The organism is Stappia indica, from assembly GCF_001696535.1.
GTDB lineage: Bacteria > Pseudomonadota > Alphaproteobacteria > Rhizobiales > Stappiaceae > Stappia > Stappia indica.
This window is the reverse complement of record NZ_MBQE01000001.1, coordinates 221,480-234,647: the sequence shown is the minus strand read 5'-3', so window position 1 is coordinate 234,647 and position 13,168 is coordinate 221,480. Positions and strand designations below refer to the sequence as shown.

Here is a 13,168-nt window from a genome sequence, read left to right as displayed (position 1 = left end):
CAAATGTCCAAAATCTTTGTTTTCATTTTTGTTCGTCCGAAAGAGCGGGGCCGGAGCACGGGGCGGGCGGTGCGGAACGTCGACGGGATCGGCAAGGTCTCGTCTCGCCATTCGGTTGGGCTCTCTTCAGTTTATCGGCGGCGGGGCAGGGTGCAAGGCGAGGGTGTAGACGGCCGACGCGGGCCAACATTCACACGCTGCTGCTCCCGGCTGACAGGGGCGGGGCTGCGCGCTATTGTCGGGGCCGGCCGGAGGCAGCCGGCAGCCCGCACCCCGTCGTGAACCTGGCGGGGCATGGCGAATGCCTCCGAAACGATGCGTCCTGACCGTTCCACCGTCGGGCGAAGGCGTCGGTAATGCGGGTGCTGACGAAGACTTCGCCGTGACGAGGAAACGGACATGCGCGACCATCGCCATTCGAAGCTCATGGCCAAGGCCATGCGCGAGGCTCTTGCCGAGAAAAACCTGACCATCAGCCACAGCGAGGCGCTGGAAATCGTCGCCCGCCAGTTCGGCCTTGCCAACTGGAACGTGCTGGCGGCGAAGATCGGGGAGGGCGAGGCGGCCGAGAGCCGCGAGACCATCCGCCTCGACCAGACAGTGCCGATCGTCCGCATCTTCGACGTCGCCAAGGCGAACGAGTTCTATGTCGGCTTTCTGGGCTTTTCGCTCGACTGGGAGCACCGCTACGGCGAGAATTTTCCGCTCTATATGCAGATCTCGCGCTCCGGGGTGCGGCTGCACCTGTCGGAACATGCGGGCGATGCCACGCCCGGCGGCAACATGTGCGTCTACATGACCGGCATCCGCGAGCTGCACCGGGAGCTGCAGGCGAAGGACTACCGCTACATGAAGCCGGGGCTGGAGGAGCAGGACGGGCGGCTGGAACTGCAGGTCATCGACCCGTTCAGCAACCGCATCCGCTTCATGGAGCTCACGGGGAGCTGACGGAATAACCCTCGTTGTGCCTGCAGGGCGCGGGGTAGGCAAAGGCCCGTCCCGCGCCCGATCAACTCACGGCGAGATCGTCAGGCACCGAAGCCGCCGTCGATCGTGTGCATCGCCCCGGTGACGAAGCCGGCCTCGGGGTCGGCGAGCCAGGCGACCATGCTTGCGACTTCAGCCGGTCGATGGCGTCGTGGTGTCTATTCACTCGTGAACCGCTTGCTTTTGCCAGAGCTGACCAGACTGAATGGGGGGATTTTACTTGCCAGTGGCTTTAGCTGGCCACTTGCAAGAGACGCGGCTTTCGACGCAATTTTTGATTACAACTGATGTGGATACTATCTTTTTTGGTTTTGCGAGGGGTTGAGGCTATGCAGGCGGCTACATTTACCAAAGCACTTGAGCAATTTGAAGCTATCGAGGCTAATCTCGTAAAGCTTGAGAGATTATGTAACGAAATTGAAGGTCTAATCCCATCCGGCATTTGCTTTGGGCCTAACGCGGCTTATGAAGACAAATGCCGAGCAGCAGGTGCCATCTCCGAACATATGCCTGCCATTGATGGTTGGGCGCTTAAGCTTGGTTTTTTGGATCTTGATGAGATCGCACAGAGCCGGCTGGATTGCTGTGAATTAGGGGAGCCTAGTGCAGCAGCTGCCTTCGAGAGATCGCTAGAGGAGCCCTCCTACAACCTACGTGAATATCGGTTTAGGTTTAACCGAAAGCGGCGAGAGTTGGTGAAAACGGCTTTGGATCAAGCTATCGATAAGATTGACGGCTTGATCCGCACAATCCGACCTGAAGTGGAAGCATTGGACCCGCGCGAGCCGATGCCTGAGCAGGCTCTATCCCAGCTGCGTAATCACTACAAAGAAATTTCCACGCTCATTGGGAGTAGCATGCCGCGTCCTGACGGCTGGAGTGATATGGATCGGCATCTTCATTTCGGTTTAATTTGTGATTTCAATGACATTGAGCGGTTTGATTGGCCGTCAGCTAAGGCGAGTCTACGAAAAAATCTGTATGGGCAAGATGATCCAATACCTGTCGACATCAGCGATATCGGTGAATTAGTCGCTAGCAAGCCAACAGGACCTATTCCGACCAAACTCAATTGGGCGAAACTAACGGATGAAGAGTTCGAGCGTGTGATTTTCGCACTTATTTCCGGAGAACCTGGATATGAGAACCCGGAGTGGTTGACGCAGACACGTGCTGCCGACAAGGGGCGCGATTTATCGGTGGTTCGTCTCACAAAGGATGGTTTGTCCGGTCATATTCGGACAAGAGTCATTATTCAGTGCAAGCACTGGTTGGTAAAAAGCGTTTCGACGTCCGAAATTAGCTTGCTTAAAGAGCAGATGAGCTTATGGGAGCCGCCGCGTGTCGATGTTCTCATTATTGCGACTAGCGGTCGTTTCACGACAGATGCTGTGGAGGCCATTGAGAAGCATGGACAATCGGATCGGGCACTCAGAATAGAGATGTGGCCGGATAGCCACCTTGAGATGTTGCTGGCGGCGCGCCCAGGGCTGATAGCTGAATTTGGCTTGCGATGAACAATAAGGGGGTGGTCGCGCACTGCGGATCGCGTCCTGCCCTTTAGATAAGCCGCCATCCCTGCCTTTCGTCCCGCTTGCCTGACGGCAGCGAGCCCTGTACATCGGCGGCATGACACGCACCGCGCTCTATCCCGGCTCGTTCGACCCCGTCACCAACGGTCATGTCGACATTCTGCGCCACGCGCTCGACCTTGCCGACAAGGTGGTCGTCGCCATCGGCGTCCACCCCGGCAAGTCGCCGATGTTCGCCTTCGAGGAGCGGGTGGAGATGATCGCCCGCGTCGCGCGCGAGGCCTTCGGCGCGGCGGATGCGGCGCGCATCGAGGTGATTTCCTTCGACGACCTGGTCATTGAGACGGCAAGGCGCAACGGCGCCGCCTTCCTGGTGCGGGGCCTGCGCGACGGGACCGATCTCGACTACGAAATGCAGATGGCGGGCATGAACCGCTCGCTGGCGCCGGAAGTGCAGACGGTGTTCCTGCCGGCCTCGCCGGAAGTCCGCCACATCACCGCCACGCTGGTCAGGCAGATCGCCAGGATGGGCGGCGATGTCCGCCATTTCGTTCCGGCTCATGTCGCGGAACGCCTGGCCGAGCGGCTGGCGGACCCGCGCTGAGAGTTCCAACCCCCGTTGAGGGAGACTTTCCTTCCATGGCACGCCTGCTTTCGTTCCTTTCCGCGCTCGTCCTTGCCGCCGTCGTCGGCCTGTCGCCGGCCGGCGCCCAGTCGACCGATCCCGAAAACACGCTGCTGCTCGACCTGAAGGACGGGCAGGTGGTGATCCGCCTGCGCCCCGACCTTGCGCCGAACCACGTCGCGCGCATCAAGGAGCTGGCACGCAAGGGATTCTATGACGGCATCGTCTTTCACCGGGTGATCGACGGCTTCATGGCCCAGACGGGCGATCCGACCGGCACCGGCATGGGCGGGTCCGACCTGCCGGACCTGAAGGCGGAATTCTCGCCCGAGCCGTTCCGCCGCGGCACGCTCGGCATGGCCCGCTCGCAGAGCCCGGACAGCGCCAATTCGCAGTTCTTCATCATGTTCGCCGACGGCGAATGGCTGAACCGCCAGTACACGGTCTTCGGCGAAGTGGTCGAGGGCATGGAATTCGTCGACAACATCAAGCGCGGCGAGCCGGTGCAGAACCCGGACAAGATCGTGCGCATGCGCGTTGCCGCCGACGCCAACTGACGTTACGAACACCGCACACAGATTCCACGAACATACGAAGGAGACCGAGGGTGGCCGACTACAAGGATGCAGAAAACACGCTGGTGATGGAAACCACCCAGGGCCAGGTCGTCATCAACTTGCGCCCGGACCTTGCGCCGAACCACGTCGCCCGCATCAAGGAGCTGGCGCGCGAGGGCTTTTACGACGGCATCGTCTTCCACCGCGTGATCGAGGGCTTCATGGCCCAGACCGGCTGCCCGCGCGGCACCGGCACCGGCGGTTCGGGCAAGAAGCTGCGCGCCGAGTTCAACGCCGAGCCGCATGTGCGCGGCACCTGCTCGATGGCCCGCGCCCAGGACCCGAACTCCGGCGACAGCCAGTTCTTCATCTGCTTCAACGACGCCCGCTTCCTCGACCGCCAGTACACGGTCTGGGGCGAGGTGATCGAGGGCATGGAGAATGTCGACAAGATCAAGCGCGGCGAGCCGGTGCAGAACCCGGACAAGATCGTCTCGATGAAGGTCGCGGCCGACATCGCGTAACGCGCGCCCGCGCACAGACGCGCGAACAACAGACGCGCGAACACTTGCGAACAGGAAGGGGCAGGGGCCATGCGGCGCCTGCCCCTTTTTCGTTGCGCGTGGTGCGAGCATTTTTCAGGCCGCGGCCGCGTACTCCATCCAGACGATGCCGTCGTTCAACGGCCGGACGTGGCGAAGCCGCAGGCGGACCTCGGCGCCTTGCGGAAACAGCGTCTTTCCCCGGCCGAGCACCACCGGATAGACCATCAGGCGGTAGCCGTCGACGAGACCGGCGGGGATCAGCGCGTGCAGCAGCGCGGCGCTGCCATAGACGAGAAGGTCGCCTTCGCTGCACGCCTTGAGCGCGGCGACCTGCCGGACCGCATCGCCTTGCAGGATGCTGGTCTGCGCCCAGGTGCCCGAGGCCAGCGTGCCGGAGACGACATGCTTGGGCAGGGTGTTGATGCGCGCGGCGAAGCCGGTGTCGTCGGTGACCTGCGGCCAGACGGCGGCGAAGGCTTCATAGGTTCGGCGGCCGAGCAGCAGGGCGCTGGCCGCGAACAGTTCCTCATGCTTCAGCCGGTCGCCCTCGGGTCCGCGCGAGAACGGCCCGGTCCAATCGCCAAGGCCGCTTGCCTCCATGCCGACAGGGTCCTCGATGATGCCGTCAAGCGAGATGTACTGGGTGACGATGATCCTGCAAGACACCGGGTGCTCCTGTCCTTGAGGGCGGTGCGTGCCGCCGGGAAGCGTCGAGTGTGCGGGTGCCGGCCGCCATCCGGCAATAACCTGCAAGGTCATCGTCCGGCGGAGTGCGCCCGCTCTTCCGCCTGCACCTTCCCGCTGCTAGCTTGCGCGCGGACCGGGCCGGCCCGCGAGCAGAAGGCCGGGGAGCAGAAGGAGCGGAGAGGCGCATGACGACGATCACCACGGTGGAGCAGCTCGAGACGCTCTACGGCACGCCGGGGGCCGCCTCCAAGGTCAAGGAAATCGACTGGATCAGCGACGAATATGCCGCGCTGATCAAGGCTTCGCCGTTCGTGGCGCTGGCGACCGCGGGGCCGGAGGGGCTGGACTGCTCGCCGCGCGGCGACCGGGGCGAGGTGGTGCGCATCCTGGATGCGAAGCGCGTGGCGCTGCCCGACCGGCGCGGCAACGACCGTATCGATTCGCTGCGCAACATCGTGCGCGACCCGCGCGTGGCGCTGCTGTTCCTCATTCCCGGCAGCGGCACGACGCTGCGCATCAACGGACGGGCGACGATCAGCGCCGATCCGCAGCTGCTGGAGGAGTTCGCCGTCGACGGCAAGGCGCCGCGCAGCGTGATCCTGATCGAGGTGGAGACGATCTACTTCCAGTGCGCCCGGGCCATCGTGCGCGCGCGCCTGTGGGACGCCGAGGCGCAGGAGGCGGCGAACGGCCTGCCGACGCCGGGCGCGATCCTCTCCGCCCTGAGCGAAGCCAAGGTCGGCGGCGAGGCCTACGACCGCGAATGGCCGGAGCGGGCGCGCAAGTCGCTGTGGTGAGGTGAGGCGCAAGCCTCGGCTTTCCTACTCCGGACGGCAGATCTCGTTGCGGCGCATCGCGGCGAAGGTCTTGGCGACCAGCATTGCGATCACCGCCCACAGCACGCCATAGGCAATGAAGGAGAGGGTGCGCTGGAAGGTGGCGCCCGTCGATTCGGCGAACAGGGCCGAGGCGATGGTGAAGGCTGCCACGGGGAAGGAATAGGCCCACCAGGCCATGGAGAAGGGCAGGCGCAACAGGCGCCCGACCTGGGTCAGCGTCACCAGCACGAACATCAGCGCGCTGTAGTAGAGGACGCGGGCGAAGGCATCGACCACGCCGCCGTTCAGCAGCATCCACGCGACGAAGCCGACCGAGGGCGGTGCGATCAGGATGACCAGCGTCGGCAGCAGGCGCTCGGCGATCGGGTTGTGGAAGATCAGCCGGTTGAACACCAGCGTCAGGAAGATCACCCAGAACAGCATGCCGACGGAAAAGAAGAACCACGAGATCTCGACATAGCCGAGATCGACGCCGGCGACCGGCACCAGCACGTTGCCGACGGCGGGAATGAACCAGGCCGGCGTCAGGTGCGCCTGTTCGAAGGTGCGGTGGCTGATCCAGGCGGACACGACTCCGAGAATGATGAGGAGATGGGCGGCCGTTGCCGCCATCCACACCGCCTCGACGAGGCCGCGGGCATGCGGAAGAATGCCGGAGCAGACCAGCAGCACGCCGATGGTGATCGCCGGGAAGAAGGCGATGCGCACGGGATTGTTCCACTCCGCCTTCATCGCGTCCGTGTGGCGCAGCGCCTTGGCGAGATAGACCGCGGCGATGACGCAGAAGGTGGCGGCGGTCATGAGCGTCAGCGCGAAGCTGATGTTGCCCGGCGCGCCCGACAGCGCGACCTCCATGCGGCGGGTCGCCAGCGACAGGCCGGCGAGGCCCATCACCACCGCGAAGAAGGTGATCGGGAAATGCCGCAGCCAGGGCTCGTCCGCCGTCCCTGCCTGTGCTGCCGCCGTCATCGTGCTCATGGCTTGCCCCGCCCGAATGCCTGAAAACCCATTCGGATACCTGAATATCCGTCCGCACCGGCTTTCGCCAACATCCGTTCTCGTGTTTCCTGCGACAAAGTGCCGGGCAGGCCGGCGCAACGACTTGACGGACGGGCGCCGGCTCCCGATGACTGGCCCGCCGGAATCCACGCAAGAGGTTTGCAATGCCGTCCACGTCCCGCCTTGCCATCGTCCTGGCCGCCGGCCTCGGCACAAGGATGAAGTCCGACCGGCCCAAGGTGATGCACCAGGTCGCCGGGCTGTCGCTGGTCGGCCATGTGCTGAAGGCGGTCGAGGCGGCCGGAATCGGCCGGGTGGCCGTGGTGGTGGGACCGGACATGCCGGAGCTGGTGGCCGAGGTGGCGCGCCGGGCGCCGCAGGCGCAGTGCCATGTGCAGCAGGACCGGCTGGGCACCGCCCATGCAGCGCGCGCCGCCGAGCCGGCCTGGCGCGACCTGCCCGACCAGGTGCTGGTGTTGTTCGGCGACACGCCGCTGGTCTCGCCGCAGACGCTGGCGCGGGTCTGCGCAAGGCTGGACGAGGGCGCGGACGTCGTCGTGCTCGGCTTCGAGACCGAGGATCCGACCGGCTACGGCCGGCTGCTGACGGACGGCGACCGGCTGCTGGCGATCCGCGAGGAGCGGGACGCGAGCGAGGCCGAGCGGGCCGTGCGCTTCTGCAATTCCGGCATCATGGGCTTTCGCGGCACGCGCTTTGCCGGGATCATCCAGCGGATCGGCAATGCCAATGCCAAGGGCGAATACTATCTGACCGACGCGGTGGAGATCGCCGCCGAGCTGGGCCTTTCCGTCGTCACCGAGCGGGCCGACGAATGGGAGGTGCAGGGCATCAACACGCGGGTGCAGCTCGCCCGGGTCGAGGCCGACTACCAGCGCCAGGCGCGGATCGCGGCAATGGAGAACGGCGCGACGCTGGTTGCGCCGGAGACCGTGCATTTTTCCCATGACACGCGGCTCGGCCGTGATGTGGTGGTGGAGCCGAACGTCGTGTTCGGCCCCGGCGTCGAGGTCGGCGACGGGGTGACGATCCGTTCCTTCTCGCATCTGGAAGAGGCACAGGTCGCCGAAGGGGCGACGCTCGGGCCTTACGCGCGGCTGCGGCCCGGCGCGGAGATCGGCGCCGGCGCGCATATCGGCAATTTCGTCGAGATCAAGAATGCGCGGGTCGAGACGGGGGCCAAGGTCAACCACCTCACCTATATCGGCGATGCGCGGGTGGGCGCGGGCGCCAATATCGGCGCGGGCACCATCACCTGCAATTACGACGGCTTCCTCAAGCACCACACGGATATCGGCGCAGGCGTGTTCGTCGGCTCGAACTCGACCCTGGTGGCGCCGGTCACCATCGGCGACGGGGCGTATCTGGCCGCCGGCGGTGTCGTCACCGAGAACGTGCCGGCCGACGCGCTGTCGCTCGGCCGGGCGCGGCAGGTGGTGAAGGAAGGGCGCGGCGCGCAGCTGAAGGAGCGCTTTGCCCGTGCCAAGGCCGAGAAGAAGGGCGCTTAGGGGCGTCCGAGTTTTCAAGGAAGCGCGCCTTCGGCGCGGCTGATGCGCTGGATCCCGGATCTGCCCATGCGGCTGCGCCGCAGGGCGTCCGGGATGACGGGCGGAGAGGGTGGCTGGCCTCGCGCACGCCCCTCGCCGAGGGCATCCGCTTTCGCAAACCCACACGCCCCGGCGGATACTGGATGCCTGCCTTCGCAGGCATGACAGCCATAGGGATGGCGGCGCCTCCTGCCTCACGCCTGCCGAGGTCGCCAATGGCTCCCGGGTCTCGCGATGCTCGCCCGGGAGGACGAACGCGAGTCCTGCGTGAAGTCGCGGGTCGTCCGGTCTGGACGGACGGTGGTGCGTGCGGAGACATGTCGGGGGGAGGGCCTGGTCCAAAAACGAACGCCCACCGGTGGGAGGAGGATCCGGTGGGCGTCGTTTTGGAGGGCCGGTGAGGGAGGAGGAACACCGGCCTGAACGGGAGCGAAGCGTGGGAGGAGGATCGCTTGCTCCGTTGCCCCTGATATGGGTGAGTCCCGCGTCTATTTAAAGAGACGATCTTGCATATCAGCCCCGCTTTTTGTGCAGAGCAGCATAAAATTTTGAAAAGCGATATATTTCAGTCGCTTAAATGAAAACGCCGCCCCGGATGGGACGGCGTTTTCTGCTGCGGTGCCCCCGCGATGCGGAGCGGGCTCTTAGCGGTGGTGGCTGCGGGCGATGTAGTCGATGTCGCCGCGGCCGATGCCCAGGTCGCTGAGCTCGCGATTGGAGAGGCGGGACAGCTCGTCATAGGTGCGACGGTACTGCTGCCAGGAATTGTACTTGCGGATGAGCGTGTTGATCATTGTCGTGTCCTTGACTGCGAAACCGGACGGGCTGCCGGCCGGACGCTGCGCATCCGTGCGCTGGTCCGTTGGTGCCTCTGTCCGGCGATGTGGTGTTCGTTTCGGGCGGCCTGTGCCGACCCGCTCCCTGTCCCCCGCCTTGCGGGAGAAGCGTCCGCCCGCCGGTAGGGAGGAGGAAACCGGCGGGCGGCGCTTTTGCCTGACGGGTCCGGGAGGAGAAGACCCGTCGGTGCACGATCTGGGGCGCGTGGGAGGAGGGTCGCGCCCCGGTCCGTGATTGGTTAGCCGATCACCGCACGGCGAGCGACAGCCGGGATCTCGCCACGCGAGATGCCGAGATCGTCGAGCTCGCGCGGGGTCAGGCGGGACAGCTCCGTGACGGTGCTGCTATAGGCGCGCCAGTTGCGGTACTTGCGAGCGAGGGTCGTGAACATTTCAAACTCCGTGATGTTCTTCTTATTGCTCCCGAAGCGGCCGCTCTTCGCTCGTCATGCTGCGCTGCGTCATCGTTCGGTGGCACTCATATGGAGTGCTTCGCGCCGTTTGTGAGGCGCTATTTTCGCATGCCCGCCTTGCGGCTTTCGCCGGGGTTGCCCGGTCTTGCGGCATGCACGCAAAAAAAGCGAACGCCCGCCGGTGGGAGGAGGTACCGGCGGGCGTCGCAATGTCCGAACGGGATTGGGAGGAGGATATCCCGTCGGCAACACGTCAGGAGACAGGGGAGGAGGTCTATCTCCTTGAACGTGAACTGTTAACGGCTGGCGCGACGGGCGACGAAACGAATGTCGCCGCGGGCGATGCCGAGATCGTTGAGCTCGCGGGTCGAGAGCCGCGACAGCTCGGAAACGGTGGTCTGGTACGTACGCCAGCTGCGGTACTTGCGGGCGAGAGAGTCGAACATGGCATCCTCATATGCACGATCTGTGCGGGAGTTGGCTGGGCGGGTCATCCCGTGTCAGCGCTCCGATCCGATGGCCAAGAGATACTTTTTTCAGCCGTCGAAAAAAAGAGACGATTGTGCACGGCAGCCATGCAAATTGTGCATCGCAAAATAGTTGCGATCGCATCTGCCTTGCCGCAGCCGAACTCCGAATCCCGACCCTTGCGGAACGCGCCGGGCGACGTCCGGTTCCCGGCACGGCAAGACCTGTTGAATCGCGCCTCGTTTGGCCCCGCATGAGAGGCCTGGAAGGGGCGCGCGGTTGACCGCGCCGCGGGGGAGGGATAAGAGCCGAAACCCTGTATCAACGCCATCTTTCACCGGGTTCAGCCAAGGCCATGCGCGTCGACGATTTCGACTTCGAGCTGCCGCCGGAGCGCATTGCGCTGCGTCCGGCCCGACCGCGCGATGCCGCGCGCCTGCTGGTGGTGCGCCCGAACGGCGAACCGGTGTTGGACGATCGCGGCGTGCGCGACCTGCCCATGCTGCTGGAGCCGGGCGATGCGCTGGTCTTCAACGACACGCGGGTGATCCCGGCGCAGCTGGAAGGCACCCGCACGCGCGGCGAGGCGGTGGCACGGATCGGCGCGACGCTGCACCTGCGCGCGGGCGATGACCGCTGGTGGGCCTTCGTGCGCCCGGCCAAGAAGCTGGTCGTCGGCGACCGCGTGCAGTTCGGGGGAGAAGGCAAGGCCTGCCTGCTGGGCACGCTGGACGCCACGGTCGCGGAAAAGCGCGATACGGGCGAGATCCTGTTCGTCTTCGACCTCTCCGGTCCGATGCTGGACGAGGCGATCGCCGCCGTCGGCCATATCCCGCTGCCGCCCTATATCGCGGCCAAGCGCGGCGAGGACGAGCAGGACCGGCAGGACTACCAGACGATCTTCGCGGAAAAGGACGGGGCCGTCGCCGCGCCGACCGCAGGCCTGCACTTCACCGACGCGTTGCTGGCGGCGCTGGACGCGCGCGGCATCGAGCGGCACCGGGTGACGCTGCATGTGGGGGCGGGCACGTTCCTCCCCGTCAAGGCGGACGACACCGACGAGCACCGGATGCATGCCGAGTGGGGCGAGGTGAGCGCGGAAACGGTCGCCGCGCTGCGCGCCGTGCGGGCGCGCGGCAACAAGGTCGTCGCCATCGGCACCACGTCGCTGCGCATCCTGGAAAGCGCGGCGCAGGGCGAGGAGGGGCTGGCGCCCTTTGCCGGCGAGACTTCGATCTTCATCACGCCGGGCTACCGGTTCCGCGCCATCGACGCGTTGATGACCAATTTCCACCTGCCGCGCTCGACCCTGTTCATGCTGGTGTCGGCGCTGTCGGGCCTCGACACGATGCGCGCGGCCTATGCCCATGCCATCGCGACCGGCTATCGCTTCTATTCCTATGGCGATGGCTCGCTTCTCTTCCCCAAGGATCCTGCATGACCGCGCCCTTTTCCTTCCGCCTTCTCGCCACCGACGGCATGGCCCGGCGCGGCGAGATCGTCACGCCGCACGGGCGGGTGGCAACGCCGGCCTTCATGCCGGTGGGGACGCAGGCGACCGTGAAGGCGATGTATCCGGGACAGGTACGGGATCTGGGCGCCGACGTGGTGCTGGGCAACACCTATCACCTGATGCTGCGGCCGGGCGCCGAGCGCATCGCCCGGCTCGGCGGGCTGCACACGTTCATGAACTGGCCGCACACGATCCTCACCGATTCCGGCGGCTTCCAGGTGATGTCGCTGGCGCAGCTGCGCAAGCTGACCGAGGAGGGCGTCACCTTCCAGAGCCATATCGACGGCTCGCGCCATGTGATGACGCCGGAGCGCTCGGTCGAGATCCAGCAGCTGCTCGGTTCCGACATCCAGATGCAGCTCGACGAGTGCATCGCGTTGCCGGCGCCGCGGGAAGACGTGGAGCGCGCCATGCGCCTGTCGCTCCGCTGGGCCGAGCGTTCGCGCGCGCAGTTCGAGAAGATGGGCGGGCCGGGGCGCGGCCAGGCGCTCTACGGCATCGTGCAGGGCGGCGACGTGCCGGACCTGCGCATTGCCTCGGCGCAGGCGCTGGGGGAGATGCCGTTCGAGGGCTATTCCGTCGGCGGGCTGGCGGTCGGCGAGCCGCAGGACGTGATGCTGGCGATGCTGGACGTGACGACACCGGCAATGCCTGTCGACAAGCCGCGCTACCTGATGGGCGTCGGCACGCCGGAAGACATCCTGGAGAGCGTTGCCCGCGGGATCGACCAGTTCGACTGCGTGATGCCGACGCGGGCCGGCCGGCACGGCCTTGCCTATACCCGCTACGGCAAGGTGAACCTGAAGAACGCCCGCCATGCGGACGATCCGCGCCCGCTGGACGAGGCTTCGGACTGCCCGGCGGCGCGGGACTATTCGCGCGCCTATCTGCACCATCTTGTGAAGGCGGGCGAGGGCCTGGCCGCGATGCTGCTGACCTGGACCAACCTCGCCTATTACCAGACCTTGATGCGCGAGATGCGCGCGGCGATCGAGGAAGGCCGGTTCGAGGACTTCCGGGCGAAGACGCGCGAGGATTGGGCCCGCGGCGACCTGGCGCCGCTGGACTAACTAAAGAGGCGACCTGGCGCCGCTGGACTAGCAAAGAGGCGATCTGGCGCCTCAGGCCGAGGCGCCGGGGCTTTTCGTCAGCACGCAGCCGGCGATCTTCCAGCTTCCGTCGGCCTGCTGCTCGAACGTGTAGAGCGCCAGCCAGTCGGTGCCGCTGCTGTCGGTGAGAAACACCTCCTGCACCGGACCGCGCGGGGTCTCGCGCAAGCGGCCGAACGTCACCGAGCGCGGGGCGACAACCGGCGCATATCCGCGCCTCACCATCTGCATGAAGCGATCCGGCGAGGGGAACATCTGCCGGATCGCCGGGGCCGCAAAGCCATAGGCGGCCGAGGCATCGCCCGCGCGCATCGCGGCGATCTGCCCTTCGACGAGAGCCCGCAAGGAGGCGGCATCGTCCGCACGGGCGGGCGCGGCAAGGACGCCAAGCGCGAGCAGCGCGGCGGCTATCCAGGACAGGAACGACAGGTTCTGCGTGGAGCGGTGGGGCAGGGCGGCAAACGGCATGACGGCCTCCGGCAGGTTGGCCTTC

Annotated in this window: 15 protein-coding genes and 1 pseudogene; 9 read left to right on the top strand and 7 right to left on the bottom strand. The window is 65.7% G+C overall.

Features of this window, described 5'->3' with window-relative positions; translation table 11 throughout:
• The first annotated feature begins 399 nt into the window (after positions 1–399).
• The gene (locus BBX35_RS01120) at positions 400–948 is read left to right on the top strand and encodes a glyoxalase superfamily protein (RefSeq protein WP_067215073.1); all 549 of its coding nucleotides are present in this window, start codon (positions 400–402) and stop codon (positions 946–948) included.
• 80 nt (positions 949–1,028) lie between these two features.
• On the opposite strand, the pseudogene BBX35_RS22665 reads toward BBX35_RS01120, so the two are convergent.
• A pseudogene (locus BBX35_RS22665) lies at positions 1,029–1,139 on the bottom strand (SDR family oxidoreductase); the annotation flags it as partial.
• Between the two features lie 177 nt (positions 1,140–1,316).
• Here BBX35_RS22665 and BBX35_RS22660 point away from each other — a divergent pair.
• The 4 genes from BBX35_RS22660 to BBX35_RS01105 all read left to right on the top strand — a co-directional run bounded on the left by BBX35_RS22660 (position 1,317) and on the right by BBX35_RS01105 (position 4,225).
• Positions 1,317–2,504: a restriction endonuclease gene (locus tag BBX35_RS22660; protein WP_171901370.1), complete on the top strand. Its 1,188-nt coding sequence runs from the start codon at positions 1,317–1,319 to the stop codon at positions 2,502–2,504.
• 112 nt (positions 2,505–2,616) lie between these two features.
• The gene (gene coaD / locus BBX35_RS01115; RefSeq protein ID WP_067215070.1) at positions 2,617–3,123 is read left to right on the top strand and encodes a pantetheine-phosphate adenylyltransferase; all 507 of its coding nucleotides are present in this window, start codon (positions 2,617–2,619) and stop codon (positions 3,121–3,123) included.
• Between the two features lie 35 nt (positions 3,124–3,158).
• Positions 3,159–3,701, top strand: coding sequence for a peptidylprolyl isomerase (locus BBX35_RS01110; RefSeq protein ID WP_067215069.1), 543 nt, complete (start codon positions 3,159–3,161; stop codon positions 3,699–3,701).
• 86 nt (positions 3,702–3,787) lie between these two features.
• Complete coding sequence (locus BBX35_RS01105) at positions 3,788–4,225, top strand: peptidylprolyl isomerase (RefSeq protein ID WP_088941638.1); 438 nt, start codon at positions 3,788–3,790, stop codon at positions 4,223–4,225.
• A 114-nt stretch (positions 4,226–4,339) separates the two neighbouring features.
• On the opposite strand, the gene BBX35_RS01100 is transcribed toward BBX35_RS01105, so the two are convergent.
• Positions 4,340–4,912, bottom strand: a complete 573-nt coding sequence (locus tag BBX35_RS01100; protein WP_067215064.1) for a dihydrofolate reductase family protein — start codon at positions 4,910–4,912, stop codon at positions 4,340–4,342.
• 206 nt (positions 4,913–5,118) lie between these two features.
• Between BBX35_RS01100 and BBX35_RS01095 the strand changes: the two genes are divergently transcribed.
• Positions 5,119–5,730, top strand: a complete 612-nt coding sequence (locus BBX35_RS01095) for a pyridoxamine 5'-phosphate oxidase family protein (protein WP_067215061.1) — start codon at positions 5,119–5,121, stop codon at positions 5,728–5,730.
• A gap of 24 nt (positions 5,731–5,754) precedes the next feature.
• Here the strand turns inward: BBX35_RS01095 and BBX35_RS01090 are convergent, their stop codons facing one another.
• A complete protein-coding gene (locus BBX35_RS01090; RefSeq protein WP_208979733.1) occupies positions 5,755–6,750 on the bottom strand; it encodes an SLAC1 anion channel family protein in 996 nt (331 codons plus the stop codon).
• A gap of 185 nt (positions 6,751–6,935) precedes the next feature.
• Between BBX35_RS01090 and glmU the strand changes: the two genes are divergently transcribed.
• On the top strand, positions 6,936–8,297 hold the full coding sequence (gene glmU / locus BBX35_RS01085) for a bifunctional UDP-N-acetylglucosamine diphosphorylase/glucosamine-1-phosphate N-acetyltransferase GlmU (protein ID WP_067215059.1): 1,362 nt from the start codon (positions 6,936–6,938) through the stop codon (positions 8,295–8,297).
• A 683-nt stretch (positions 8,298–8,980) separates the two neighbouring features.
• On the opposite strand, the gene BBX35_RS01080 is transcribed toward glmU, so the two are convergent.
• The 3 genes from BBX35_RS01080 to BBX35_RS01070 all read right to left on the bottom strand — a co-directional run bounded on the left by BBX35_RS01080 (position 8,981) and on the right by BBX35_RS01070 (position 10,031).
• Positions 8,981–9,130 (bottom strand): DUF1127 domain-containing protein, encoded by a 150-nt coding sequence (locus BBX35_RS01080; protein WP_067215056.1) that lies wholly within the window; start codon positions 9,128–9,130, stop codon positions 8,981–8,983.
• Positions 9,131–9,411: 281 nt separating this feature from the next.
• Positions 9,412–9,564 (bottom strand): DUF1127 domain-containing protein, encoded by a 153-nt coding sequence (locus tag BBX35_RS01075; RefSeq protein ID WP_067215054.1) that lies wholly within the window; start codon positions 9,562–9,564, stop codon positions 9,412–9,414.
• 317 nt (positions 9,565–9,881) lie between these two features.
• A complete protein-coding gene (locus BBX35_RS01070; RefSeq protein WP_067215052.1) occupies positions 9,882–10,031 on the bottom strand; it encodes a DUF1127 domain-containing protein in 150 nt (49 codons plus the stop codon).
• A 377-nt stretch (positions 10,032–10,408) separates the two neighbouring features.
• Between BBX35_RS01070 and queA the strand changes: the two genes are divergently transcribed.
• Both queA and tgt read left to right on the top strand, forming a co-directional pair.
• The gene (queA, locus tag BBX35_RS01065) at positions 10,409–11,494 is read left to right on the top strand and encodes a tRNA preQ1(34) S-adenosylmethionine ribosyltransferase-isomerase QueA (RefSeq protein ID WP_067215049.1); all 1,086 of its coding nucleotides are present in this window, start codon (positions 10,409–10,411) and stop codon (positions 11,492–11,494) included.
• Positions 11,491–12,636: a tRNA guanosine(34) transglycosylase Tgt gene (tgt, locus tag BBX35_RS01060; RefSeq protein ID WP_067215047.1), complete on the top strand. Its 1,146-nt coding sequence runs from the start codon at positions 11,491–11,493 to the stop codon at positions 12,634–12,636. Before queA ends, tgt begins: the two co-directional genes overlap by 4 nt.
• A 51-nt stretch (positions 12,637–12,687) precedes the next feature.
• On the opposite strand, the gene BBX35_RS01055 is transcribed toward tgt, so the two are convergent.
• Positions 12,688–13,143, bottom strand: a complete 456-nt coding sequence (locus BBX35_RS01055) for a DUF4864 domain-containing protein (protein WP_067215044.1) — start codon at positions 13,141–13,143, stop codon at positions 12,688–12,690.
• Positions 13,144–13,168 lie beyond the last annotated feature (25 nt).

Coding starts and splice junctions, on each gene's coding strand:
- BBX35_RS01075 (WP_067215054.1), bottom strand. CDS start 9,564: ATGTTCACGACCCTCGCTCGCAAGTACCGCAACTGGCGCGCCTATAGC.
- BBX35_RS01080 (WP_067215056.1), bottom strand. CDS start 9,130: ATGATCAACACGCTCATCCGCAAGTACAATTCCTGGCAGCAGTACCGT.
- BBX35_RS01120 (WP_067215073.1), top strand. CDS start 400: ATGCGCGACCATCGCCATTCGAAGCTCATGGCCAAGGCCATGCGCGAG.
- tgt (WP_067215047.1), top strand. CDS start 11,491: ATGACCGCGCCCTTTTCCTTCCGCCTTCTCGCCACCGACGGCATGGCC.
- BBX35_RS01095 (WP_067215061.1), top strand. CDS start 5,119: ATGACGACGATCACCACGGTGGAGCAGCTCGAGACGCTCTACGGCACG.
- BBX35_RS01105 (WP_088941638.1), top strand. CDS start 3,788: ATGGAAACCACCCAGGGCCAGGTCGTCATCAACTTGCGCCCGGACCTT.
- BBX35_RS01070 (WP_067215052.1), bottom strand. CDS start 10,031: ATGTTCGACTCTCTCGCCCGCAAGTACCGCAGCTGGCGTACGTACCAG.
- BBX35_RS22660 (WP_171901370.1), top strand. CDS start 1,317: ATGCAGGCGGCTACATTTACCAAAGCACTTGAGCAATTTGAAGCTATC.
- coaD (WP_067215070.1), top strand. CDS start 2,617: ATGACACGCACCGCGCTCTATCCCGGCTCGTTCGACCCCGTCACCAAC.
- BBX35_RS01090 (WP_208979733.1), bottom strand. CDS start 6,750: ATGAGCACGATGACGGCGGCAGCACAGGCAGGGACGGCGGACGAGCCC.
- BBX35_RS01110 (WP_067215069.1), top strand. CDS start 3,159: ATGGCACGCCTGCTTTCGTTCCTTTCCGCGCTCGTCCTTGCCGCCGTC.
- BBX35_RS01055 (WP_067215044.1), bottom strand. CDS start 13,143: ATGCCGTTTGCCGCCCTGCCCCACCGCTCCACGCAGAACCTGTCGTTC.
- glmU (WP_067215059.1), top strand. CDS start 6,936: ATGCCGTCCACGTCCCGCCTTGCCATCGTCCTGGCCGCCGGCCTCGGC.
- queA (WP_067215049.1), top strand. CDS start 10,409: ATGCGCGTCGACGATTTCGACTTCGAGCTGCCGCCGGAGCGCATTGCG.